Raw genomic sequence first — 23,262 nt, 5'->3', positions numbered from 1 at the left:
TGTTCCTCGAAAGGATCGTTGGGTGCTTCAAGCTGAATAATACTAGGTGTTACCAGCCTGCAATTACCCATCACTGCATCGGAACAATAATTCATACTCAATGTGTTGAGGCGGGCCTGATGTTGGGTATTGGAACAAGCGCTAACTAAACAAACTGCTGCAACGGCGAACAAGCATACTCTTGCTTTAAAGCAAATATCAGCTTTCGTTGAGCGGGAACCAGTCTGGCGTACCTGCTTACGTTTTATAGTTGTGGTTATCATCGAATATTAAGACATAATTTACAATTTGTTTGAATATAGCATAAGCGCTATTTACGACAACTCAGCTAAGTTGCATTTTGCAAGAAGATTGCTTTCTATCATCGATAAACGACGGCGTTAAAGCGTATCCTCCATAACATAAAGAGCTAATGTGGCGAATGAAATGAATTTTGTAAAAGAATGGTGGACGCTGCTGTGGCTCGCAACGAAGTTGTTGAACCGTCGAGTCTTATGGCAACTGAAATAAATAAGGAAATAGAGTGGTGGACGCTGCTGTGGCTCGCAACGAAGTTGTTGAACCATCGAGTCTTATGGCAAATGAAATGAATTTTGTAAAAGAGTGGTGGACGCTGCTGTGGCTCGCAATGAAGTTGTTGAACCATCGAGTCTTATGAAAATTTTAGGATAAAAAGAGAAAGTGGTGGACGCTACTGGGCTTGAACCAGTGACCCTCGCCTTGTAAGGGCGATGCTCTCCCAACTGAGCTAAGCGTCCGATAGAGATGAATTCGAAAAGAGTGGTGGACGCTACTGGGCTTGAACCAGTGACCCTCGCCTTGTAAGGGCGATGCTCTCCCAACTGAGCTAAGCGTCCATTTTATTTCGCAATTCTAGTAACAAGCAAGATTGGTGGACGCTACTGGGCTTGAACCAGTGACCCTCGCCTTGTAAGGGCGATGCTCTCCCAACTGAGCTAAGCGTCCGTCTTGTTTGTTGACTTGCCTTGGCAAGTGGGGCGGTATTATAGAGTTGCTTCTGATAGTGTCAACAATAAAATTAAAGAAAATTACTGTATGCGCGAAAATTAAACGTTTTGGCGAAATTTTAAATTAATCGATGAAAAACACACCGTTATTAATCAACTACAGCAAGTGAAATAATGAATTGTTTCTTTTTAATTAATTTTACAGAGTAGAGCAAGCGACTTTTGTCCTTACTCGTACACTGGTAGAATGCGCGCAGATTAGAACTTATTAAACAATAGAGAGTAGCCATGTCGGTTGTAACACGATTTGCACCTAGCCCTACTGGGTATCTTCATGTCGGTGGCGCACGCACTGCGCTGTATTCTTGGCTTTATGCAAAAAGTAAAGGCGGTGAATTTGTTCTTCGTATAGAAGATACCGATATAGAGCGTTCAACAGAGGAAGCAAAACAAGCCATTTTAGACGGTATGCAATGGCTTGGCTTAAACTGGGATACAGGTCCGGTTTATCAAACTGAACGTTTTGATCGTTATAAAGAGCTTATTCAAAAGTTATTAGACGAAGGTAAAGCGTATAAGTGCTTTATGAGCTCAGAAGAGTTAGATGCCATCCGTGAAGCGCAAAAAGAGAAAGGTGAAAAACCTCGCTACCCGGGAACCTGGCGCGATAGAACAGATCACCCAGAAGGGCAGCCATTCGTTGTTCGGTTCAAAAATCCGCTGGAAGGGTCGGTCACAATAAACGACCACGTTCGTGGAACAATTGAAATAAGCAATAGCGAACTGGACGATTTAGTTATTCAGCGCACAGACGGTACACCTACCTATAACTTTTGCGTTGTTGTTGACGACTGGGATATGAATATAACGCATGTTGTGCGCGGTGAAGACCACATCAACAACACACCTCGTCAAATTAATATATTAAAAGCGCTGGGTGCCCCTATCCCTGAATACGCCCATGTATCCATGATACTAGGCGACGATGGTAAGAAATTGTCGAAGCGTCACGGTGCAGTTAGCGTAATGCAGTATCGCGATGACGGCTTTTTACCTCAGGCAGTATTGAACTATCTTGTTAGATTAGGCTGGTCTCATGGCGATCAAGAAGTATTTACACTTGATGAAATGATTGAGCACTTCAGTCTAGATGGAATAGGGCAGTCCGCTTCTGCATTCAACACTGAGAAACTTATTTGGTTGAATCAGCACTATATTAAGTCTATGCCAGCAAGTGACGTTGCTAAACATGCAAAATGGCATTTTGACCAGTTGAATATTGATATAACAACGGGCCCTTCTCTAGAATCGGTTATTGCAATTCAAGCCGACCGCGTGAAGACTCTGAAAGAGCTTGCGGAGATCTCAACGTACTTTTATCAAGACTATGATGAATTTGACGCCAACGCCGCGAAAAAGCACCTTCGCCCTGTTGCTAGAGGCCCATTAGAGTTGGTGAAAGATAAGCTATTAGCGCTTGAAGAATGGACACCACAAAGCATTCAATCTGCTATCAATGCTACGGCTGAAGAATTAGAAGTAGGTATGGGGAAAGTAGGCATGCCGCTGCGTGTAGCATCAACAGGCGGTGGCAATTCTCCGTCGCTTGATGTAACTCTACATTTGCTGTCAAAAGACAAAGTTGGTGAGAGAATCGACAAAGCGCTTACTTTTATAGCAAACAGAGAAAATTCATAAAAAAACCGTTGACATGACAGGGGGGGATGCCTAGAATGCGCCCCGCTGTCACGGAACAGTCATATTAAATTGACTGCGACACAACGGGGCCATAGCTCAGCTGGGAGAGCGCCTGCATGGCATGCAGGAGGTCGGCGGTTCGATCCCGCCTGGCTCCACCAAGTTACACTTCACATTCAGTGTGCAAGATAAAAAAAGTAACTTGATAGGCTAACTGATAGCTCGGGTTGAGTGTAATCGGTTGCGACAATATTTCATTACATCGTTGTTTGTTCAGTGAACATACGGTGTGTTTGATTCAAACAGTTATGTTTGAAACGATTTATTGTCCCCTTCGTCTAGAGGCCTAGGACACCGCCCTTTCACGGCGGTAACAGGGGTTCGAATCCCCTAGGGGACGCCATTTTAATCGCGTCACAGTCAGGCCTAGGACACCGCCCTTTCACGGCGGTAACAGGGGTTCGAATCCCCTAGGGGACGCCATTTTAATCGCGTCACAGTCGGTCAATACTGTGAAATAGCCTGGGGTTTTTTAAACTCCTGACTGAAAGTTTGGTAAGGAAAAGGTCGCTCAGTTCGCTGGCTCACTTCGCCTTACTGAAAATATCGAAAGCGTAGCTTTCGAAAAAAGATTTTCAGTCCCCTTCGTCTAGAGGCCTAGGACACCGCCCTTTCACGGCGGTAACAGGGGTTCGAATCCCCTAGGGGACGCCATATAAAAAAACCAGCCATCAGGCTGGTTTTTTTGTTTTTGGGGTCTGAATCTTTATCTATACGGGCTGGTATTGTTGCTCATTAGTGCTGCGTTTCGCCTCACTGTTCCTTTTCTCTTTCCTTTTTTGCAGACAACAGACGCTAACCGAAGGGAGCGTTATAGAAGCACTTTGCTCAAAATTCGTAGAACAAAGAACAACAGCCCTAATTATTTAAGTGCAAAAAAAATTATACAATGCGCACTTAAATGGTGACTTTCATTTAATGCGGCGCACCGCTTGGCGCATACTTTGTTAGTGGCAGATGATATTATTGAAAGTAAAGCTTATATAAAAAGAATGAGGTCATTATGCAGGATTATTCAATTGGAACGCCTGGCAAACCGTGGGGCGCCGAAGAGAAAGCTCAATGGTATGATCAGCAAAGCGTGAAGCGCAGCGTTAAAGAAGAGGTTTTTGATAAGTTAACACATATCATTCCAGACGGATTTCGACTGCAACAATATGGAGCACTGCCATACGATGAAGAGCGTTATCCTCTTTATGCTGTAGTACCGAATTCATTCGACGAAAGTAAGCCCTCGGCATTAGTTACCGGCGGAGTTCATGGTTATGAGACTAGCGGAGTGCAGGGAGCACTAAAATTTATTCAAACGCAGTTGGCGGCTTATGCCGTTGATTTCAATATTGTTGTTGTACCCTGTGTAAGCCCTTGGGGATATGAGACCATCAATAGATGGAATCCGTTAGCGATAGATCCCAACCGTTCTTTTCATGCGGATTCACCAGCACCTGAGTCACAACAGTTAATGCACTTTATTGAATCGCTGGGCATGGAGTTGTCGTTACATATCGACTTGCACGAAACGACTGACACAGATAACAGCGAGTTTAGACCTGCTTTGGCGGCGCGAGATGGAACGACTCACGACAACTGGAATATTCCAGACGGCTTTTACACAGTAGCAAACACACCCAATCCACAGCTTGCTTTCCAACAGGCAGTAATCGACGCTGTTCGCAAGGTTACTCATATAGCCCCCGCTGATGAAAATGGAAAGATTATTGGTGCCGATGTTATGAGCGAAGGGGTTATCTGTTATGACAAGAAGTCGCTGTTTTTATGCGGTGGTATGACTGACGCTAAATACGTCACCACAACGGAAGTATATCCAGACAGTGACAATGCAACGCCAGAAAACTGTAATGATGCTCAAGTTGCAGCGGTGTGCGCTGCGCTCGATTTTATAAAATAAGTCTTACACGTGATAAATTATTTAGACGCTTGAACGTTTAGACGTCTAGATGTATATTGAGCCTTCTTTCAAAGGAGGCTTTCTGTGTTTACTTTTTCGGCAGTAATATATAACGGCAATAAACAAATATTAATTCGACACGATTGTAAAACCGACACTGAGTTTTCTGATTATTTAGAATCGCAATTCGGCTGTCACGTTTGTTTGTGGTCGAACAAAGAGCTTTCTGAAAGCACGCTGGCAAACATAGCAGCGGCAAAGAAAGTTCAGTAATCCTTAGACGCAAAGAAGTAAAAAATGATGTACCCAATTTCTCCTTGCAAAGCGCAATGCAAACTCGACGAAAATGATATATGTGCCGGTTGTCATCGAACCATTGACGAAATAGTTAACTGGGCTAATTACACCAACGAACAAAAGATCGCAGTGTTCGAAAGACTCGAAACGCAATCTCACCCCGACTAATAAAAACCGAATAAAAATAAAAACCGGACAGTCACTTAATTAGAAAGCGAACAACGGACAGTCACTTAAAGCGAATTAAATTCAACATCGGACAGTCACTCAAAACACTCATCCCCTTCAACATAAACCAAAACGAACTTCCTATGTTCAAATCATAAACATAGACTCACAAACCTATTTTTAATAAGTTAGCTCAAACGTCTTATAATTAACGTTCATCGCGTAGCTAGGTACTCGTCTTTTTGGTAAACTCCGCGCCGATTTTAGATACTTATTTCGAGCCAAATTCCGAATGAAAATAATGTTAGCCCCGATGGAAGGGGTAGTTGATCACCTAATGAGAGATATGTTGACCCGCGTTGGCGGTTTTGATCAATGTGTGACGGAATTTGTTCGCGTAGTCGACCAGAAATTACCTAAAAAAACTTTTTATAAGATTTGTCCAGAGCTTCATACCGATGGTAAAACTGCGTCGGGTGTTCCTGTGCGGGTTCAATTACTAGGGCAGCACGCACAGTGGCTTGCTGAAAATGCGGAAACAGCGGTAGAACTGGGCTCGCCGGGCGTAGATTTGAACTTTGGATGTCCGGCCAAAACAGTCAACAAAAGTAAAGGGGGCGCGGTGCTCCTTAGAGAAACTCAAACGCTTTACGATATTGTGAAAGCGGTTAGAGATGCTGTACCTCAGCATATACCAGTATCGGCAAAAATTAGGCTCGGTTTTGAGGATAAATCGTTAGCGGTTGATAATGCGATAGCGATAACGGAAGCCGGTGCCTCTGAGCTTGTCGTGCATGCACGAACGAAAACAGAAGGGTATAAACCGCCAGCATATTGGAACTGGATTGCAAAAATTAAGCAACACACGGATATACCTTTGGTCGCCAACGGTGAGATATGGAACGCAGATGATGCGAAAAACTGTCAAGAGCAATCCGATTGTATAAATTTGATGGTTGGACGTGGAGCCCTTGCGATGCCGAACCTTGCGCGCAGCATAAAGCATGGCGACACACCGATGCCATGGCCTGAGTTAGCTGCCTTGCTAATACAATATTCTGGCTATGAGATCTATGGTGATAAGGGAAGGTACTATCCGAATAGAATAAAGCAATGGTGTGGCTACTTGAAGAGACAGTATCCGCAAGCTGAAGTGTTATTCAATGATATTAGGCGGCTCACTAACTCCCAAGATATTGTAGATGTGTTAGCACGCCAGTCTTCTCAATAAAACGCAGGTTTATCCCAGACCTGCTTGGTTTTAGGAGGGTAATTGACTACTCTGAAATGGCAACAGAGAGTAAGTTACATGTCTCACTTCTTAAAACAATTAAAACTAATCTGGGGAACTCATGAAATCAGCAACATCAAAGCTGACGCTGCTGTTGGTCTGCACTATGTCCTTGCTTACGGCAGGATGCAGCGCGAAGCCTAACAAAAGTGATGCGCAGCCATCAAAAGTCACTATAAACCCAAATCCGTATCCAAGCACTTACAAGCCAATAGAGGGAGAGCCAACCCTCATCACTAACGTCACCATCTTAGATGGCGTGGGGAATCGGTTTGATAATGGCAGTATCTATTTTGTGGACGGAAAAATTCAAGCCATAGCTGAAAGTGGACAGACACTCGACGTCTCTGAAAATGCAAAAATCATTGATGGAAAGGGTAAGTGGGTCACGCCAGGAATTATTGATAATCACAGTCACTTAGGCGTGTATCCATCACCTTCAACTCGCTCTCACTCCGATGGAAATGAAATGACTAACCCTGTCACTGCGCAGGTTTGGGCTGAGCATTCGGTATGGCCACAAGATCCTGGTTTTGGTCGAGCACTGGCCGGCGGGGTAACAACATTACAAATTTTGCCTGGGTCTGCGAACTTATTTGGCGGACGTTCTGTGATTTTGAAAAATGTGCCGAACAGAACTATGCAAGATATGAAGTTTCCCGATGCGCCATACGGAATGAAAATGGCTTGTGGTGAAAACCCTAAGCGAGTATACGGTCAAAAGGGTGGCCCGATGACGCGTATGGGGAATGTTGCAGGTTATCGTCAGGCATGGTCTGACGCACAAGATTACATGCGCAAGTGGGAAGCGTATGAAAGAGACTATGAAGCAGGAAAAAACCCTAAAGCGCCTAAGCGAGATCTTAAACTCGAGACGTTAGCCGGTGTGCTAGAGGGAGATATTCGAGTACATATGCATTGCTACCGCGCCGACGAGATGACGGTGATGATGGATGTAATGAAAGAGTTTAACTATCAAATTGGCACTTTCCATCACGCTGTCGAGGCCTACAAAATTGCTGATAAGTTGAAAGAAAACGACGTTTGCTCGGCAATGTGGGCCGATTGGTGGGGCTTTAAGATGGAAGCCTACGATGGCATTCGCGAAAATATTCCTGCAGTGCACAATGCTGGTGCTTGCGCTATTGTTCATTCAGACAGTGACCTAGGGATCCAAAGACTTAACCAAGAAGCTGCGAAAGCGTGGTCTGATGGAAAGCGCGCTGGTATTGATATCCCCATGAAAGATGCTTGGTTGTGGCTTTCAGCAAATCCTGCAAAATCATTGGGTATATTCGATAAGACTGGTTCGCTAGAAGCGGGGAAGCAAGCTGATATCGTACTGTGGAACGGCAATCCTTTTTCTACCTACACCAAGGCTGAACATGTTTATATCGATGGTGGTTTAGCATACTCACTAACAGATAGTTCAACCTGGCCAGTGAGTGACTTTGAGTTAGGACAAGTTGGTGAAGGAGATAGCAAATGAAAAAATTAATCACACTAGTTGCCGCTCTCTCAATGGTCTCTTCAATTGCGGCGGAAAATATTGCTATCGTTGGTGGCAAAGTGCACACCATGACATCTGCCGGCGTATTAGAAAAAGGTACCGTATTATTATCTGACGGGCGAATAAGCGCAGTTTTTGCTGATGGTGAAGTTCCACAAGGTTATAAGGTTATTGATGCAAGCGGCAAGGTAGTTACGCCAGGTTTTGTAGGCGCACTTACATCTTTAGGGCTAGTCGAGGTTTCATCATCGTCTGGGGTTGTGGACTCTAGCGTAGAAAAAACGCCAATCACAAATACTGGCGCGGCGTTTGACGTTCAGTATGCCATTAATGCCGATAGTTCTTTGATTCCAGTAACGCGTTTAGAGGGAGTAACTTCAGCCGCTACTACTGTGAGTAATGGTGAATTTTTGTTTGGCGGTAAAGGGGCTGTTATAAGTCTTGACGGATTTGCGCCTGTGCTGAAAGCCGGTGCTTTCATGACAGTAGATGCTGGTAGCGGTGGTGCTGAAATCTCTGGCGGCTCACGAGCTTCACTATGGGTGATGCTAGACAAGGTGTTCAACGAGGCGAAAAATGCCAAAGATAACCTTTCTGCTGAAAAGCCCTGGTATGGCATTAATACCCGTTTAGATGTAAGTGCACTTAAGCAGGTGATTGCAGGTGACATGCCATTGTTCATGCGTGCTGATAGGGCATCTGATATCCGCCAAGTCATTGCGTTTAAGAAAAGACATTCGTCTATAAATGTCATTCTTGTTCATGGCGTAGAAGCTTGGAGAGTGGCCAATGAATTGGCTGATGCTGAGATACCGGTAATAATAGACCCTGAATATAATTTGCCGGGTGGCTTTGATCAGATGGGGGCCACGCTTAAAAATGCTGCTAGGTTGCATAACGCTGGGGTGCAAGTTGCTATTGGCATGGATACTCATAACATTCGACTGGCAGCGCAGCATGCGGGGAATGCAGTTGCAAATGGTCTGGATTACGAGGCTGGCCTGGCAAGTCTTACTAAGGTACCAGCTCAGATTTTAGGGCTAGAAAGCCAGCTGGGAAGTTTGGTTAAGGGCGCAAGAGCAGACGTTGTAATTTGGTCTGGAGATCCACTGGAAGTAACGCAAGCTGCTGAATCTGTTTTTATTGGAGGAAAGGCCATCAAAATGGAGTCAAGGCAAACTAAGCTTCGAGATAGGTATTTAACGCTACAAGATTCTGAGTACACTATGCCTTCTCAATACGAACGCAGTGCTCAGTAATTTGTGATAACCGATAAAGTGGCTGCAGCCTATTTCAGAGTAAATTCAGAATTAGCGCAGCCATTTTTTATGACAGATATTGAATAGCGTTTTTCACGTTTGGCCTAGTGCCTCTATTACACTTCTCGGCGAAGGTGGTCATATTATCAGGCTCACCCACGGGGCCGGAAAAAAGCATTTCGAACCGGCTGGTTATGATATGCCATTTATTTTGCTCTAAACCCAATCTTGATAGCAGTCGAGTTGGGAACCTTGGTGGTTCACGATTAGTCTTTGTTTGTTTTGCCGTTAGTGTTGCACACAGCAATTCCTTGTAGTCATGAAAATTAAATGACAAGTGATCTGTGTTGTTTAGTGAAAGAGCGCTCGGCGATTTATCCTTACAGTCTTTGACATTCGGTGCTTGGTCTTTAAACAACATAAGATATTTGGGATGTTTTCTCGCTTTGTGAGCATTCAGACGATAGTGGATACTCGTATATTTAGAGTTATTCAAGGAAGTTGCGATGTTCGCTCTAATTGGATTTAGGTCGACATAGGCCATAACGGCCGCTAGTGCTTTTTCGTCCAAAATGGCTTGCGAGCGAAATCGTCTTTCCCAAAAATAGCCTTTACAATCGTCCTCTTTGTTTGCCCTTCGAGCGATATACTCGTTAAGCAACCTCATAAACCAGCTAACGCTTTGTAGCCTTTCTCGATATTGCACAGATAATGCTTTCAGTTCGTTCAACTCTGCTTCGGAGCAAGCTTGAGGATAGCTGGCCGAGCCTTCCTTCTCTAGCGCTCTATTCTCTAGATAGAATCGAACAACAGGAGGACATTTATAAAACATTCTCCACCGCAAGAAAACTTCGTCCATCGACCAGCCCTCTGCACGACCTTTTGCGATGTGAAGCACGACATGAATATGATTGTGCATAACAGCATAGGCACATAAGTCGATAGCAAACGCCTGGGTTAATTTGTGTAACCTATCGGTAAACCACTTGCGCCTATGTTCGTAGTTGATGCCAGTTTTAACATCTTTACCGCATAGAAAAGACTGTCTAACACAGCGTGAAGTGCAGTGATAATAGGGCGTAATGTCTGTATTAATTTGTTTGTAGCGAGGTAAAGGCATGTCCATATCCCAACTGTTTTTTATTATTATGAACAAAAAACTAAGGATGTGAACTGAGCTTTAGAGCAGGATTGTATCGATCATTCATAGCCGGTAGCTCGTTTAAACACACATAGTGAAGCCTAAACGTGAAGCTAAATTGTGGACAGTCACTCGTGCGAGTAGTGGGAGTAGTGGACAGTCATTCACAAACGAATAAGTGACTGTCCCATAGAGATTTATCAAAACAGTTTAGCTGTTAACTGAGCGCTAACTAAGTGACTGTCCAATGCCAGTACGGCTTTACCTCAATTAGGCAAAAACATCCACTCGGCTGCCCAGTCTGCTATCCGAGCGGTTTGTACTTGGTTCATTCGACTGTTGGGGCTGACTTGTTTGGCTCGACTGGCGCTCCTGTTCAGAACGTAACTCTTGACGCTGCGGAGCCTGTGGCGTCGACTCTAAAATAGTTGATACCGGTGCAGAGTTAACTGAAGAAACATCCATAAAGACTCCTCTTTTGAAAAACCATATTTATTCATTAAAAGATAGCACAAAAATCATTCAGCTAATATTAAACTTCTGAGGCTTTTGTCCATCAACTCAGCTATCTTTGGCTGCGCTTCGGCATTTGGGTGAATTCCATCGTTTTGCATTAAGCTGTCGTTAAGTGCAATCTCTTCAAGAAAGAAAGGAACAAGATGAACAGCATTCCTTTCAGCAACTATGGAATAACTTTCCGTGAACATCTTTGTATATCTATTACCGTAATTTGAGGGGATCTGCATCTGTTGAAGAAAAACTTCGGCACCACTTTTTTTCGCTGCTTTCACTAAAGCATCTAAATTATTTCTAATTTTCTTTATATTATGCCCCTGCAATCCGTCGTTTCCACCCAACTCAATTAAAATGTGAGACGGCATATGCTGTTCAATAAGACGAGGTAGCCTGGCTAGTCCGCCGTCTGTTGTTTCACCACTTACCGCAGCATTTACAATATCGATCGGAATGTTGTCGTTTTGCCAATGCTTTTGTAACAAACTAACCCAACCTTGGTGCTGCTGTAATCCGTACGCTGCCGATAAACTATCGCCAACAACAAGTAAGGTTGCTTCATGGGCGCTAGACGAGGATTTCTCTTGATCTGAAAGCGCTTGAAACGGTATTAAGACAATGAGCAAAAATGCAAAAAATTGACGATAACTAACGAACACGAATTGATGACCCCTATGATTAAAACAAGCACGGTAACTAAAACGGTAAATACGAGCGAAGGCTCTTTGCAGATCCTTCAGCCAATCTCTTTTGAAGTCAAGGCTGGTGAGTCCGTTGCAATTATTGGTGCGTCAGGCTCCGGTAAATCAACTTTACTTGGTCTATTAGCTGGGCTTGATGAAGTCACCAGCGGAGAAATATACCTAGATGGTGAAGCGCTTCATAACATGGATGAAGAACGGCGAGCCGTTCTTAGAGGGAGCAAAGTAGGGTTTATCTTCCAAAGCTTTATGCTGGTACAGAGCCTTACCGCGCTAGAGAATGTTATGTTGCCTGCCGAGATCTCAGGTCTCGACAACCCCAAAAAGCTGGCTATGGATATACTTGAACAAGTAGGGCTTGCACACCGCGCTCATCATTTTCCCAATCAGCTATCAGGCGGAGAGCAGCAGCGGGTTGCAATTGCCAGGGCATTTATTACCTCGCCAAAGATTCTATTTGCCGACGAACCAACCGGAAATTTGGATGCTAAAAACAGTGGCAAAATAGAAGAGCTGCTTTTTGAGCTAAACCGAAATACTGGTACTACGCTTGTGCTTGTAACTCACGATACTGAGTTAGCAGAGCATTGTGATAGACAGCTTACGATGCATGCAGGTGAATTGACAGAAACCACATCTGCATCTACATCACCTAGCGAGGTTAGCTAGATGTCTATGACTTTTAATCTCGCGTGGCGACTATTTAAACACGAGGCCCGACGTGGCGAGCTCACGATAATACTGCTTGCCATTGTATTGTCGGTAGGGGCTGTTCTCTCACTTTCGCTTTTCAGTGAGCGCTTGCAGGGCGCGCTTAAATCTCGCTCGGCAGCGTTTATCGCAGCCGATGCGCAGCTTCGTTCAGATAAGCCTATTGATGAAAGTTGGCTGGTGAAAGCAAAAGCCGAAGACTTAAACACAGCGAAGCAAGTATCGACACGCTCAATGGTATTCAAAGACGACGATATGTCGTTGGTAGATTTAAGAGCGGTAAACGAACACTATCCTCTCAAGGGTATGGTTAGCGTAGCCGACGTGCCTTTTGGACAGAAAAAGGACACCAACACACTTCCGGAGCCTGGGGAAGCTTGGGTGCAGTCAAGACTCTTCCAATCGCTTAAATTGCAGCTGGGAGATAAAATTGATATTGGTGACGCTCGGGTGACGGTAACTCGAGTACTTGCAGATATTCCTGATGCGGGTTTTAGTGTTTTTAACACCGACCCTATTGTACTGATGAGAATGGAAGACTTGCCGTCTGCAAATATCACCGGCCCTGGAAGTAGAGCGAGATATATCAGCTATTTTGCTGGAGAAGCCTCGGATGTAAAGAGTTACTCATCGTGGTTATTACCCCAACTAAACGACGATCTTCATTCGTGGCGCACAGTACAGGACGATGAGTCTGTTATTGGCCGCTCAGTGGCCCGCGCTGAGCGTTATTTCCTTTTAGCTAGCTTGTTGGCAATTGTATTGGCTGCGGTGTCTATAGCTGTAGCTGCCCAGCGTTATGCTCAACGCCACTTCGATCCTGTTGCGATTATGAAAACATTAGGCGCAACTAAACAAACCATCAGGAAAGTGTACCTAATTCAAATTCTGTTGATAACGCTGCTGGGTATTCTTATTGGACTGGTTGTGGGCTTTATAGGTCAGCATGTAGTAGTGTCTTTGGTAGCCGATAGAGTAGATGTATCTTTGAATGTGTGGCATTGGCGGCCGGTAATTATCGCCATTGCGACTGGCGCTACTTGTGCAATATTATTTTCGCTCTATCCGCTGTTGCAGCTTTTTTCTGTGCCTCCGCTTCGAGTATTACGCAAAGATTTAGATGCGAGCCTGCGCTCTAGAAGTATTCAGTTTGTTGCTTCAGGCGGGGCCATTTTTGCGCTGATGTGGATGTACAGCCAAGATTTAAAAATTAGCGCTATTCTCTTCGCCTCTGGCGCCGCGTTGGTAATTGGCCTTCTTGTTGCTACTTACTTCCTTATTGCAATAGGTAGAAAGCTTGGAAGCGGCAGTATCGGGCCATGGCAGCTTGCTTGGGCACGTATAAAGCGCAGAGCAATGGATAATAGTGTACAGCTTATCAGCTTCTCCATCACCATCATGCTGTTGCTGGTTGTTTTAGTGATGAGAAACGATATGGTTTCACAGTGGCGTGCTCAGCTACCTCAGGGGACGCCTAACTATTTCCTAACAAACATAACCCCTGATATTCAGAAACGATTGGACAGACACTTTTCTGTTAACGGTGTTGATATTAATGAATTTTTCCCAGTAACTCGTGGGCGCTTTGTTTCTGTCAATGGAGAAGGGGTTAACACTGAAGTTTCAAAAGAAGAAGAGTCATCTAATGAGGGCAGAAGAGGGCTTGGCCGAGAAGCTAATCTCACGTGGGGCAACTCGCTGCAAAAAGAGAATGAAATAATAGAGGGAGTTTGGCATGGCGAGCTAGACTCAGATTACGACAAGGGTTGGTATCCAGTATCGGTTGAAGAGGGCGTGGCAGAGCGTTTAGATATCAAGATGGGAGACATGCTCAACTTCAATGTCGGTAGCGAAATAGTGCAAACGAAGGTCACGAGCCTTCGAAAAGTAAACTGGCAGACCATGCAGCCCAACTTCTTTTTTGTTATTCACCCAGAAGCGATGGCGGCATTCAGTCCTACCTATATAACCAGCTTTTATCTTCCTACTGATAGGAAAGACGAGTTAACCAAGCTATTAAAGCCTTTTGCCTCTGTCACCATGTTTGATGTTGATGCACGAATTAACCAACTAAGAGATATTGTTGAGCAAGTTTCAGTGGCTGTTGAATTTATTCTAGTGCTTGTATTGATGGCTGGCAGCTTAGTACTTATTGCTCAAGTGCAGGCCAGCATGGACGAACGCCGCCAAGAAATAGCGATTTTGCGTACTTTAGGGGCCAAAGGCAGCTTAATTAGAAAGAGTGTTGTGTTTGAGTTTTTGATCATTGGCACCGTTGCCGGTTTTATGGCGGCGCTGGCAAATGAACTAAGCCTGTATTTACTGCAAACGAACGTGTTTCAAATGTCTGCCACACTTCATGTTGAGTATTGGCTTGTAGCTCCCGCCGTTGGTGCGCTTGTTGTCGGAGTACTTGGAGCCATAGGATGTTGGAGACTATTAACGCTCAATACCGGCGAATTGCTTCGAAAAATGGTTTAAGGGACTCCGTATTAAGCGTATTGAAAAGTTTGTGGACAGTCACTCGTTAAATGAGTGTCTGTCCGTTTTCTCTGTCTCTTGCTGCGTTCTGGACTGCCCAATGAGTCCGGACAATGAGTGACTGTCCAATTACACCTTCATTACATGTTACTGGCCGGTATTCGCTTCAGGTAATATTTGGAGTTATTCCGAGTGACTGTCCGATGTCGCTAACTGGGGGCGTTCGCCGTCACTTCTATTAATTGAATTGGAGCGCTACTTCTTCAAAATTTTTGCTAGATACAAGGAATGAAAGGAGTTGTCTGCAAGCGTTGCTTACAGACAGCTGTTCGTTGAATATTAGAATTAGTTATTTCGCTTATTTGCTCAGGGTTTAATAGCTAGCTGTAAATAGCTGCTAGGGCCTTATCAACCGTGGGGTATTCAAAGGTAAAACCGGCTTTAACCAGTTTGTCAGGTATCACGTTTTGCCCTTCTAGAAGCATGGTAGAGGACTCACCCATCGCTATCTTCATTACAAAACTAGGGACAAAAAACAGACAGGGGCGGGATAGTGCTTTTGCTAATTGTTTAGAAAAGGTTTTGTTCGTCACAGGCTCTGGGGCGGTTAAGTTGAACGGACCTTTGCATTCATGGTTATTAAGCAAGAACTCGATGCCGCTAACCATATCATCAAGGTGGATCCACGAAAGATACTGTTTACCGCTTCCTAAACTGCCGCCTACACCAAGCTTAAACGGAAGCGCCATTTTTTCTAATGCTCCGCCATTCTTTGATAACACCACGCCAGTACGTAACGTTGCTACACGGGTCTCTTCCGTGTTCACGCTCATGGCAATATTTTCCCATTTTTCACACAAGTCTTGAGTGAACTCCTTGTGAACAGGCGTCTCCTCGGTAACGATCTTATTTCCCTGACGCCCGTAATAGCCTATAGCTGAGCCAGAAATAAAGGTTTTTACAGGTGTGCTACTGCTATTCATTTTGGCGACCAGTTGAGTGGTTATATCCCAACGGCTATCGCATATGATTTTCTTTTGAGTGTCTGTCCACCTTTTATCGGCTATAGGCTCTCCGGCAAGATTAACAACAGCATCAAACCCGCCAATATCGTCTATCTCAGATACACTCTCAATGGTTTTAATATCAGAGCCCAATGACTGTTGCGCACTATTTGGATTGCGGGTTAACACAGTAAAGCTGTGGGTGTTTTTGAGCTTTTTGATTAAGCTGCTGCCAATTAACCCGGTGCCGCCAGTAATAAGAATGTTCAAAAGATAACTCCCTGCTGAATTAATTATTCAGACTTGTTGCAGGAAAGAGTAAGCGACACCGAGTCAGAGAATCGCAGTGCATGAGGCTTATCAACTTCAACTTGGGCAAAGCGCACAGAGCTATGCTCAGATGCAATAGTCAATACGTCGGCGGTTAGCTTTTCTAAAAGAGAAAAACGATTGTCTTCGACTAGCTTGATAATTGCTTTGGTGATTGTCTTGTAATTAAGCGCATCCTTCATGTTATCAGTGTTAGAGGCCTTTCCTGCGTCATAGTCGATTTTTACGTTCACCACAACGTCCTGTTTGTTTTTTATCTCGTCTTCATTAATACCGATATAGGTGCGAAGGCGTAAATTTTTGATTTTTATGGTGGCAAGGTTGAAAGTCATTACATTCTCTTGTTTGTAGTTAATTATAAGTCGTTGTAAAGTGTTGCTGTTTTAATTAGGAATGTAGCACACAATGTCCATGGAACTACGATCGCCCACAGCAAAATTTCTCGTTGTATTTGCGAGTTTGGTTGTTGTTATGGCAGGTATCAAATCAGCAAGTGCCATTATGGTACCCTTCTTTTTATCCATATTTATAGCTATAGCCTGCGGCCCGATTATCCATTGGACATCACGCTTTGGCGTACCTAAATGGTTATCTATATCCTTTGTTATACTACTTATCGTAGTTTTCGGATTTCTCTTAGCTGGGCTAGTGGGTCAATCGATGGCAGAGTTTCGAGAAAACCTGCCGCAATACAGGAGTAAGCTCGATTCTGAATTTGAATGGGTAGTTGGAAAGTTAGCCGACTTCAATATCCATATCAACAGTGAGCTCATAGCCAATCATTTAGACCCCGCTACCGCGATGTCGGTAGCCACTAACTTTATAAGTGGTATGGGAGGAGTATTATCTAACCTTTTCCTTATACTGCTAACCGTAATCTTTATGCTGTTTGAAGCAGACAGTATACCAAGACGCCTGCACATCGCATTAGCCGACCCAGACATGAAGCTTCAACACATCGATAAGTTTATTCGCTCGGTAAATAGTTATTTAGCCATAAAAACAGTGGTGAGCTTAGGAACCGGGATCATCATCGGTACTTGGCTCTATGTAATGGGAATTGACCACTTTATGCTTTGGGCTGTATTGGCATTTATGCTTAATTTTATCCCCAATATTGGTTCTATAATCGCTGCAGTACCGGCGGTATTAATTGCCTTTGTACAATATGGAATTGCCTCGGCGGGGTTTGTTGCTTTAGGGTTTCTGTTAGTGAACACAATTATGGGCAACATGGTTGAGCCGAGACTAATGGGCAAAGGAATGGGGCTGTCTACCTTGGTCGTATTTCTCTCATTAATCTTTTGGGGCTGGCTATTGGGCACGGTAGGAATGTTGCTTTCTGTGCCCCTAACCATGGTTGTAAAAATCGCATTGGAGTCTAGGGAAGAGAGTAGGTGGTTAGCCGTATTACTCTCCAGCGAAGGCAATAGAAAACAGGTTAGTGGTTAGGAAACTTAACTACTACCCGAGCACCACCAAGATGGCTATTTTCAATGTGCATTTTACCTTCGTAAATTGAGACGAGATCGCTCACTAGTGCTAAACCTATGCCCTGACCCTCGGCATAGGTATCTAGCCGAGCTCCTCGCTCAAGCAGCTCTTGTTTTTTACCATCGACAATACCAGGCCCATCATCCTCTATAGTAATAATGAGCCACTCGCTTTCGATACTTGCAGATACACACACTCGAGATACTGCTGCCTTGCATGCGTTATCTAAAAGGTTGCCACAGAGTTCTAGCAAATCTGTCTCATCACCCTTAAATGCAATAGTTTGAGAGTTGGGGGAATGCGAACATTCACATTCAATCGACAGATTTTTATCTTGATAAATTTTGTCCATGGCGTCTGCTATCTTGAGCAATACAGGCTCGACAGGGATAGCAGCTTGCCAACCTGTTTTGCCAGCACTCGCGCGTTTCAATTGTCGCTGAATAATATTGTCAATCTGCGTTAGGGATTCTTTTATTTCAGGTTGCAGGTTTTTAGACCCTAGTGCCACGGCAAGAGGTGTTTTTAAGCTATGAGCTAAATCACCAAGGCTATTTTTATAGCGCTTTCGCTGGGTAGCTTCAAAGTGAAGTAATTCGTTAATAGAATGCTTTAATGAGTCGAATTCGACAGGGTAGCGGTTGTTTAGCGCACTTTTTTTACCTTTAGAGGCGAGTGATATTTCGTCAATTATCTTTTTAACCGGCAGTAAAATTAGGCTTATACCAACAATAATGAAAATGAGCAGAGCGGCGGATAGTGTGATTATCCATTGCCATGTTGTCGCTAAGAAGGTTTGACGTTCTTTCTCAAACACGGCTTTATTGTTGAAAATGTAAAAATGTACCGGCTCAAAATCTTGGCTTGAAAGAAACTCTGCGGTAAACGCGTAAACGAAAAAGTTGCTGTCGATGTCGAATTTAGGAGTGTAGTCATCGCTGAATACTTCGTTGCCAACCGGGACATCCATGTTTGGCGGCGTAAAAACATACTCCAACGCAGACGCCGACTGCCATATAACCTCATTGCGAAAAACAATTAGGCCTAAGTATCCAGAACCGGGTAAATTTAGCTCTTCTTCAAATAACACTTCCGGCATCACAGGCGAATCGCCTTCTAATTCGAATGCGGTTAGCAGGCTTAAGTTCATCAAGCGCAGCTCGCTCATTTTGGCTTCTGTCAAACTTTCAGTGAAAGCCTCTTCGAGAATAATGACGGTAAACGGTGCGAAAAGAGCGAGTAGGGTAAAGGCTAGTAACACACTTCTCACGCGAAGTGAAAGTTGTCTCATAAGTTTCGGTTTATCCTATAGCCTCGTCCTCGAAGAGTCTCAATGGGCTTAAGCGTACCGTCGGGGTCGAGTTTTTTGCGCAGCCGGCCAATAAACACCTCGATAACGTTACTATCAAGATCGAAATCTTGATCGTATATGTGCTCAGTAAGTTCGGTTTTCGACACTACTTTTTGAGGATTCATCATTAGGTATTCCATTACCTTGTATTCATAAGCGGTAAGATCGAATGGGGTTTCGTTTACAGCGAGTTCTTCCGTCACTGTATTAAGCGCTATCGGGCCAAACTGTATAACTGGGTTGGCTTGTCCGGACGCTCTTCTAATAAGCGCTTTTGTTCGCGCTAAAAGCTCTTCATTGTGAAACGGCTTGGTCAGGTAATCATCAGCACCTGCGTCAAGGCCTTCCACCTTTTCTTGCCATCGGTCTCGAGCCGTCAAAATAAGAATTGGACAAGGGATATTGTCTTTACGGGCCTGTCGAATTACATCAAAACCATCTAACTTCGGCATACCAATATCAATAATGGCGAGGTCGTAAGCATATTCTTTAATTAAAAAAAGCGCATGTTCACCGTTGTCTGCAAGGTCTACGCTATAACCATTTTGCTGCAACAAAGCATCGAGTTGCGTAAGGAGCCTACTGTCATCCTCTGCTATTAAAATTCGCATGTTAATCCTTGTCTTTGGACTTTTTAACTTTACCTGAACGTTTATCAACATCCACGGAAACCACGCGGCCCGACTTTTTCAACACTTTGACGCGATAAGTTGACGAGGTTTGCTCTATTTTCAAAACACGGCCGTTTGCAGCGCTGCTGGCTTTTGATGCAGCCTGGCTTTTTGAAACCTCATTACTTTTTTTTTGCTGAGCATATGCAGTATTTACGCTTACCAGCGCAAGGCATGCACTGAATAAAGCTGCTCTAAGCAATAACCACATAAAACCTCACTATAGAAAAAATGCGTTCAGGCTCACTGACTCTTTTGAGTATAAAAGGTAATGATGAACCCACCCTGAATTTGTAATGAGTTTACCCTGTGAAATAAACCCTGTACATAAGTTGAACCTGAAAGTGGACAGTCACTCGAATGACACCAAATTTAAATGCGACTCGAAATCAAGCAAAATCGGACAGTCACTTAATATTAACTAATGAGCTTTTATGAGTGACTGTCCGGAATCAACTGATGAGTGACTGTCCGATGCCGCTCATTCGAAATTATTTTTTGCTTTGAGCGCAACTAAGTGACTGTCCCTTTTTCACTTTTTGTTTATTTCTTCGTTCCATCTTAGCCTGCAATACTTGCTCTAACGACTGCTGGTGGTCATTTAAACAGGTTGAAGTTGAGTTTTAAAAGCAGTGCTTCTGTCCCATCTGTCCTAGTGGCATGACATGTGCGTTAACTCTGGTACCAAAGTTTTTATTATGAAAACGTTCTCTACGGAGGAACCATGTCAGACGATATCAAAACAAAAATGTGGAAAGCCATGTCACAGAGCCCAAAGGTAATGGTGAGCCTTGTAAATAAAGATATGCACGCAGAACCTATGTATGCGCAATTAGACAGTGACGCTGATGGAAGGTTTTGGTTTTACACAACCAAAGACAACCGAATTGCTCAGGGCGGAAAGGCAATGATCCATTTTGCGTCTAAGGGACACGACGTGTTTGCCTGTATTCGCGGAACGCTAGTTACCGAAAGCCGCTCTGAAATTATAGACAAGTATTGGTCTAACCCCGTGGAGGCCTGGTACGAAGAGGGCAAAGACGATCCAAGCCTGCTTATGCTCAGATTTGAGTTAGATGATGCTGAAATTTGGGACGCAGACCCGTCTATCAAAGGGGTATTTAAAATGCTGACGGGCAAGAATGTTCAGCCTGAAGAAATGGGCGATCACAAAAAGATCGACTTATAAAAGATGAGGTATTGTTTTAAAGCTTAAAACGATGGAGAGGAAAGCCATAGGTGCTATCTGCGTTCAATAAACATAAAAAGAAAGCTTGGTACGCGCATGCCTCTCCTCGTAGAGTAGAAACGCATGCGAAAACAAGCTTTCTTTCAATCTTTTTCTCTTTCTTTCTGGCAACCGACTCTCGCCAACTTTAAAAATAAGACGGTAGCCAACGCTAGCGTTACGGCAATACCTTTTTATAAGGCTTCACTATAACGCTTTCATATACACCGGCTTCAATGTAAGGGTCGTTGTCTGCCCATGCTTGCGCATCTTCCAAGGAATCAAACTCTGCCACAACCAGCGAACCTGTAAATCCAGCAGGGCCGGGATCAGGGCTATCAATTGCAGGGAAAGGACCAGCCAAAACTAGGCGGCCCTCGCTTTTAAGGGCATTCAGTCTTTCTAAATGCGCAGGCCGAGCAGCAAGACGTTTCTCTAAGCTTTCAGCGACATCAGTAGCACAAATCATGTAAAGCATATGCTTAGCCTTTTATTGTTGCAGCTTTCATTGAGGATACAAAACTATCCAATTCACTAAGCATTTTTTCACTGTTATCCAGGTTCGCAGCAATAATATTGACGGTAGCAGAACCCGATATCGCTCCTGCAGCCCCGGCATCAATCGCGCTTTTTACTTGCACAGGCGTTGAAATACCAAAACCAAGAAGTGCTGGCGCGGCATTGTGTTTGTTTAGTCGCTCAATGAGGTCAGAAGCAGGAACGTTGGCAGCAGTTTCAGCACCAGTTACACCCGCGCGTCCTAGCAGATATGTATAACCCGTAGAGTACTCGCCAATTTTCTCCATGGTTTCATCCGTGGCATTTGGCGGTGCGATAAGGATTTGCGATACACCAGTATCCTGCGCAGCCTGTTGAAACGGTGCAGCCTCGCGAATAGGAACATCAGCAACTAATATGGAGTCAACACCGGCATCCTGTGCCTTTTTGTAGAAGTTACCAATACCTTGTGCCATCACAAGATTGCTGTACAGCAGTAAACCAATGGGCACTTCAGGGTACTTATCTCGTACTCGTGAAATTAACGCCATGCAATCTGCCACCTTTATTTTGTGGCTTAACGCACGAATACTTGCAGCCTGTATTGTTGGACCATCGGCAATAGGATCTGAGTAAGGAATGCCAAGCTCGAGCGCATCGGCGCCACTTTCTACTAACTGGCAAATAATGGCTTCAGATTGCGCTAAATCTGGGTCGCCTACCATAACAAACGGTACGAACGCGCCTTGGTTTTTCTCGTTAAGACGAGAGAACATGTCTGCATATCTATCCATTATATATCATCTCCTAATACTCTAATTACATGCTCTAGGTCTTTGTCGCCACGGCCTGAAAGATTAACAACGATAATGGTCTCTTCTTCTGCTTCATCTGCCATATTCAAAGCGTGAGCTAGTGCATGAGATGGCTCAAGTGCAGGAATAATACCTTCTTTTCGTGCCAACAGTTTAAACGCGTTGAGCGCTTCTTCGTCGGTTGCTGCCACGTACTCTGCACGACCAATATCGTGTAAGTAAGCATGCTGAGGGCCAACAGCTGGGTAATCTAAACCAGCAGACACAGAGTAGCTCTCTTCAATTTGACCTTCGTTGTCTTGCATAATGAAGGTGTAAGCACCATGCAAAATGCCTTTTGTGCCGGTTACTATAGTGGCACCGTGATCTTTAGTGTGCACACCTTTACCTGCAGGCTCAACACCCACTAGGCGAACTGAAGGCTCATCAATAAAGTCTGCGAACATACCAATAGCATTTGAACCGCCACCCACACATGCCACAACAGCATCAGGCAATCTGCCTTCTTTTTCCATAATTTGCGCACGAGTTTCTTCACCCATCATGCGGTGATATTCGCGTACAATGGTGGGGAAAGGGTGCGGGCCTGCTGCAGTACCTAAAAGGTAGTGAGCAGTGTCATAGTTAGCAGACCAATCGCGCATCGCTTCGTTAACGGCATCTTTCAGTGTACCTGAGCCGGCGTTTACAGGAATAACTTCCGCGCCCATAAGCTTCATTCTAAAAACGTTTGGCGCTTGGCGCTCAACGTCCTTAGCACCCATGTAAATACGCGCTTTTAAGCCAAGTAATGCACAGGCTAGTGCAGTAGCAACACCGTGTTGACCAGCACCAGTTTCAGCGATAACTTCTTTTTTACCCATACGCTTTGTCAATAATGCTTGACCTAGCACCTGATTGGTTTTGTGCGCGCCACCGTGAAGTAAGTCTTCACGCTTTAGATAAAGTTTTACTTTAGGGTTACTCACTAAATTGCGAGTCAGAGTCATCGAGGTGGGACGACCGGCATAATCTTTAAGAAGCGACAAAAACTCTTTATTGAAGCTTGGATCTTCTTTTGCGTCTAAGAATTCCTTCTCCAACTGATCAAGAGCTGGAATTAGCAATTCGGGCACGTACATGCCACCAAATTCGCCAAATTTTGTATCTAACTGGTTCATACGT

At 44.3% G+C, this 23,262-nt stretch carries 22 protein-coding genes and 6 tRNA genes; 14 read left to right on the top strand and 14 right to left on the bottom strand.

Translation table 11 applies throughout. The features are described from left to right. Positions 1–682 precede the first annotated feature (682 nt). The 3 genes from BM528_RS07910 to BM528_RS07900 all read right to left on the bottom strand — a co-directional run bounded on the left by BM528_RS07910 (position 683) and on the right by BM528_RS07900 (position 966). A tRNA-Val gene (locus BM528_RS07910) sits at positions 683–758 on the bottom strand. A gap of 23 nt (positions 759–781) precedes the next feature. Next, positions 782–857, bottom strand: a tRNA-Val gene (locus BM528_RS07905). Positions 858–890: 33 nt separating this feature from the next. Then, positions 891–966, bottom strand: a tRNA-Val gene (locus BM528_RS07900). Between the two features lie 290 nt (positions 967–1,256). Here BM528_RS07900 and gltX point away from each other — a divergent pair. The 10 genes from gltX (at position 1,257) to BM528_RS07845 (ending at position 9,160) form a co-directional block, all read left to right on the top strand. Further along, entirely contained in the window at positions 1,257–2,666 is a 1,410-nt protein-coding gene (gltX, locus tag BM528_RS07895) for a glutamate--tRNA ligase (protein WP_071979421.1), read from the top strand. Positions 2,667–2,751: 85 nt separating this feature from the next. Next, positions 2,752–2,827, top strand: a tRNA-Ala gene (locus BM528_RS07890). 166 nt (positions 2,828–2,993) lie between these two features. After that, positions 2,994–3,069: transfer RNA gene (locus tag BM528_RS07885), tRNA-Glu, on the top strand. Positions 3,070–3,304: 235 nt separating this feature from the next. Then, positions 3,305–3,380 (top strand) — tRNA-Glu (locus BM528_RS07875). Between the two features lie 349 nt (positions 3,381–3,729). After that, complete coding sequence (locus tag BM528_RS07870) at positions 3,730–4,635, top strand: M14 family metallopeptidase (RefSeq protein WP_071979420.1); 906 nt, start codon at positions 3,730–3,732, stop codon at positions 4,633–4,635. A gap of 84 nt (positions 4,636–4,719) precedes the next feature. Continuing rightward, complete coding sequence (locus tag BM528_RS07865) at positions 4,720–4,908, top strand: hypothetical protein (RefSeq protein WP_071979419.1); 189 nt, start codon at positions 4,720–4,722, stop codon at positions 4,906–4,908. 24 nt (positions 4,909–4,932) lie between these two features. Further along, positions 4,933–5,100, top strand: coding sequence for a DUF1289 domain-containing protein (locus BM528_RS07860; protein ID WP_232230599.1), 168 nt, complete (start codon positions 4,933–4,935; stop codon positions 5,098–5,100). A gap of 292 nt (positions 5,101–5,392) precedes the next feature. Then, positions 5,393–6,331 carry a tRNA dihydrouridine(16) synthase DusC gene (gene dusC, locus BM528_RS07855; RefSeq protein ID WP_071979418.1) on the top strand — a complete coding sequence of 313 codons (939 nt, stop codon included), beginning with the start codon at positions 5,393–5,395 and terminating at the stop codon, positions 6,329–6,331. A 121-nt stretch (positions 6,332–6,452) separates the two neighbouring features. Beyond that, positions 6,453–7,880 (top strand): amidohydrolase, encoded by a 1,428-nt coding sequence (locus tag BM528_RS07850; RefSeq protein ID WP_071979417.1) that lies wholly within the window; start codon positions 6,453–6,455, stop codon positions 7,878–7,880. Further along, positions 7,877–9,160, top strand: a complete 1,284-nt coding sequence (locus tag BM528_RS07845; protein WP_071979416.1) for an amidohydrolase family protein — start codon at positions 7,877–7,879, stop codon at positions 9,158–9,160. The genes BM528_RS07850 and BM528_RS07845 overlap by 4 nt, the downstream gene beginning before the upstream one ends. Before the next feature lie 67 nt (positions 9,161–9,227). Here the strand turns inward: BM528_RS07845 and BM528_RS07840 are convergent, their stop codons facing one another. The 3 genes from BM528_RS07840 to BM528_RS07830 all read right to left on the bottom strand — a co-directional run bounded on the left by BM528_RS07840 (position 9,228) and on the right by BM528_RS07830 (position 11,473). Continuing rightward, positions 9,228–10,280, bottom strand: a complete 1,053-nt coding sequence (locus BM528_RS07840) for a transposase (protein WP_071981215.1) — start codon at positions 10,278–10,280, stop codon at positions 9,228–9,230. Between the two features lie 291 nt (positions 10,281–10,571). Continuing rightward, positions 10,572–10,766 (bottom strand): hypothetical protein, encoded by a 195-nt coding sequence (locus tag BM528_RS07835; protein WP_071979415.1) that lies wholly within the window; start codon positions 10,764–10,766, stop codon positions 10,572–10,574. Positions 10,767–10,819: 53 nt separating this feature from the next. Continuing rightward, positions 10,820–11,473: an arylesterase gene (locus tag BM528_RS07830; RefSeq protein WP_071979414.1), complete on the bottom strand. Its 654-nt coding sequence runs from the start codon at positions 11,471–11,473 to the stop codon at positions 10,820–10,822. A gap of 15 nt (positions 11,474–11,488) precedes the next feature. Between BM528_RS07830 and BM528_RS07825 the strand changes: the two genes are divergently transcribed. Together BM528_RS07825 and BM528_RS07820 are read left to right on the top strand one after the other, a co-directional pair. Beyond that, entirely contained in the window at positions 11,489–12,184 is a 696-nt protein-coding gene (locus BM528_RS07825) for an ABC transporter ATP-binding protein (RefSeq protein ID WP_071981214.1), read from the top strand. Beyond that, positions 12,185–14,707, top strand: a complete 2,523-nt coding sequence (locus BM528_RS07820) for an ABC transporter permease (protein ID WP_071979413.1) — start codon at positions 12,185–12,187, stop codon at positions 14,705–14,707. It abuts the gene before it with no gap. 380 nt (positions 14,708–15,087) lie between these two features. Here the strand turns inward: BM528_RS07820 and BM528_RS07815 are convergent, their stop codons facing one another. Beyond that, entirely contained in the window at positions 15,088–15,981 is an 894-nt protein-coding gene (locus BM528_RS07815) for a TIGR01777 family oxidoreductase (RefSeq protein ID WP_071979412.1), read from the bottom strand. Between the two features lie 23 nt (positions 15,982–16,004). Beyond that, complete coding sequence (folX, locus tag BM528_RS07810) at positions 16,005–16,373, bottom strand: dihydroneopterin triphosphate 2'-epimerase (RefSeq protein ID WP_071979411.1); 369 nt, start codon at positions 16,371–16,373, stop codon at positions 16,005–16,007. A gap of 73 nt (positions 16,374–16,446) precedes the next feature. On the opposite strand from folX, the gene BM528_RS07805 reads away from it, so the two are divergent. After that, positions 16,447–17,493 (top strand): AI-2E family transporter, encoded by a 1,047-nt coding sequence (locus BM528_RS07805; protein WP_071979410.1) that lies wholly within the window; start codon positions 16,447–16,449, stop codon positions 17,491–17,493. Here the strand turns inward: BM528_RS07805 and BM528_RS07800 are convergent. From BM528_RS07800 to BM528_RS07790, 3 genes are read right to left on the bottom strand one after another with little or no spacing between them, the layout of a single operon-like run. Beyond that, the gene (locus tag BM528_RS07800) at positions 17,483–18,826 is read right to left on the bottom strand and encodes an ATP-binding protein (RefSeq protein WP_071979409.1); all 1,344 of its coding nucleotides are present in this window, start codon (positions 18,824–18,826) and stop codon (positions 17,483–17,485) included. The two genes, BM528_RS07805 and BM528_RS07800, sit on opposite strands and share 11 nt — an antisense overlap. Continuing rightward, positions 18,823–19,497 (bottom strand): response regulator transcription factor, encoded by a 675-nt coding sequence (locus BM528_RS07795; RefSeq protein WP_071979408.1) that lies wholly within the window; start codon positions 19,495–19,497, stop codon positions 18,823–18,825. The genes BM528_RS07800 and BM528_RS07795 overlap by 4 nt, the downstream gene beginning before the upstream one ends. 1 nt (position 19,498) lies before the next feature. Continuing rightward, positions 19,499–19,768, bottom strand: a complete 270-nt coding sequence (locus BM528_RS07790) for a PepSY domain-containing protein (RefSeq protein ID WP_071979407.1) — start codon at positions 19,766–19,768, stop codon at positions 19,499–19,501. Between the two features lie 513 nt (positions 19,769–20,281). Here BM528_RS07790 and BM528_RS07785 point away from each other — a divergent pair. Beyond that, positions 20,282–20,746: a pyridoxamine 5'-phosphate oxidase family protein gene (locus BM528_RS07785; RefSeq protein WP_071979406.1), complete on the top strand. Its 465-nt coding sequence runs from the start codon at positions 20,282–20,284 to the stop codon at positions 20,744–20,746. Positions 20,747–20,963: 217 nt separating this feature from the next. Here BM528_RS07785 and BM528_RS07780 read toward each other — a convergent pair whose 3' ends face one another. The 3 genes from BM528_RS07780 to trpB are packed head-to-tail and all read right to left on the bottom strand — an operon-like array spanning position 20,964 to position 23,258. Further along, the gene (locus BM528_RS07780) at positions 20,964–21,263 is read right to left on the bottom strand and encodes a YciI family protein (RefSeq protein WP_071979405.1); all 300 of its coding nucleotides are present in this window, start codon (positions 21,261–21,263) and stop codon (positions 20,964–20,966) included. 4 nt (positions 21,264–21,267) lie between these two features. Continuing rightward, positions 21,268–22,077, bottom strand: a complete 810-nt coding sequence (trpA, locus tag BM528_RS07775; protein WP_071979404.1) for a tryptophan synthase subunit alpha — start codon at positions 22,075–22,077, stop codon at positions 21,268–21,270. Further along, on the bottom strand, positions 22,077–23,258 hold the full coding sequence (gene trpB / locus BM528_RS07770; protein ID WP_071979403.1) for a tryptophan synthase subunit beta: 1,182 nt from the start codon (positions 23,256–23,258) through the stop codon (positions 22,077–22,079). Before trpB ends, trpA begins: the two co-directional genes overlap by 1 nt. Positions 23,259–23,262 lie beyond the last annotated feature (4 nt).

This window comes from Alteromonas sp. RW2A1, assembly GCF_001886475.1.
Classification (GTDB): domain Bacteria; phylum Pseudomonadota; class Gammaproteobacteria; order Enterobacterales; family Alteromonadaceae; genus Alteromonas; species Alteromonas hispanica.
Note: the sequence above shows the minus strand (reverse complement) of the source record. Positions and strands in the feature narration are given on the sequence as shown.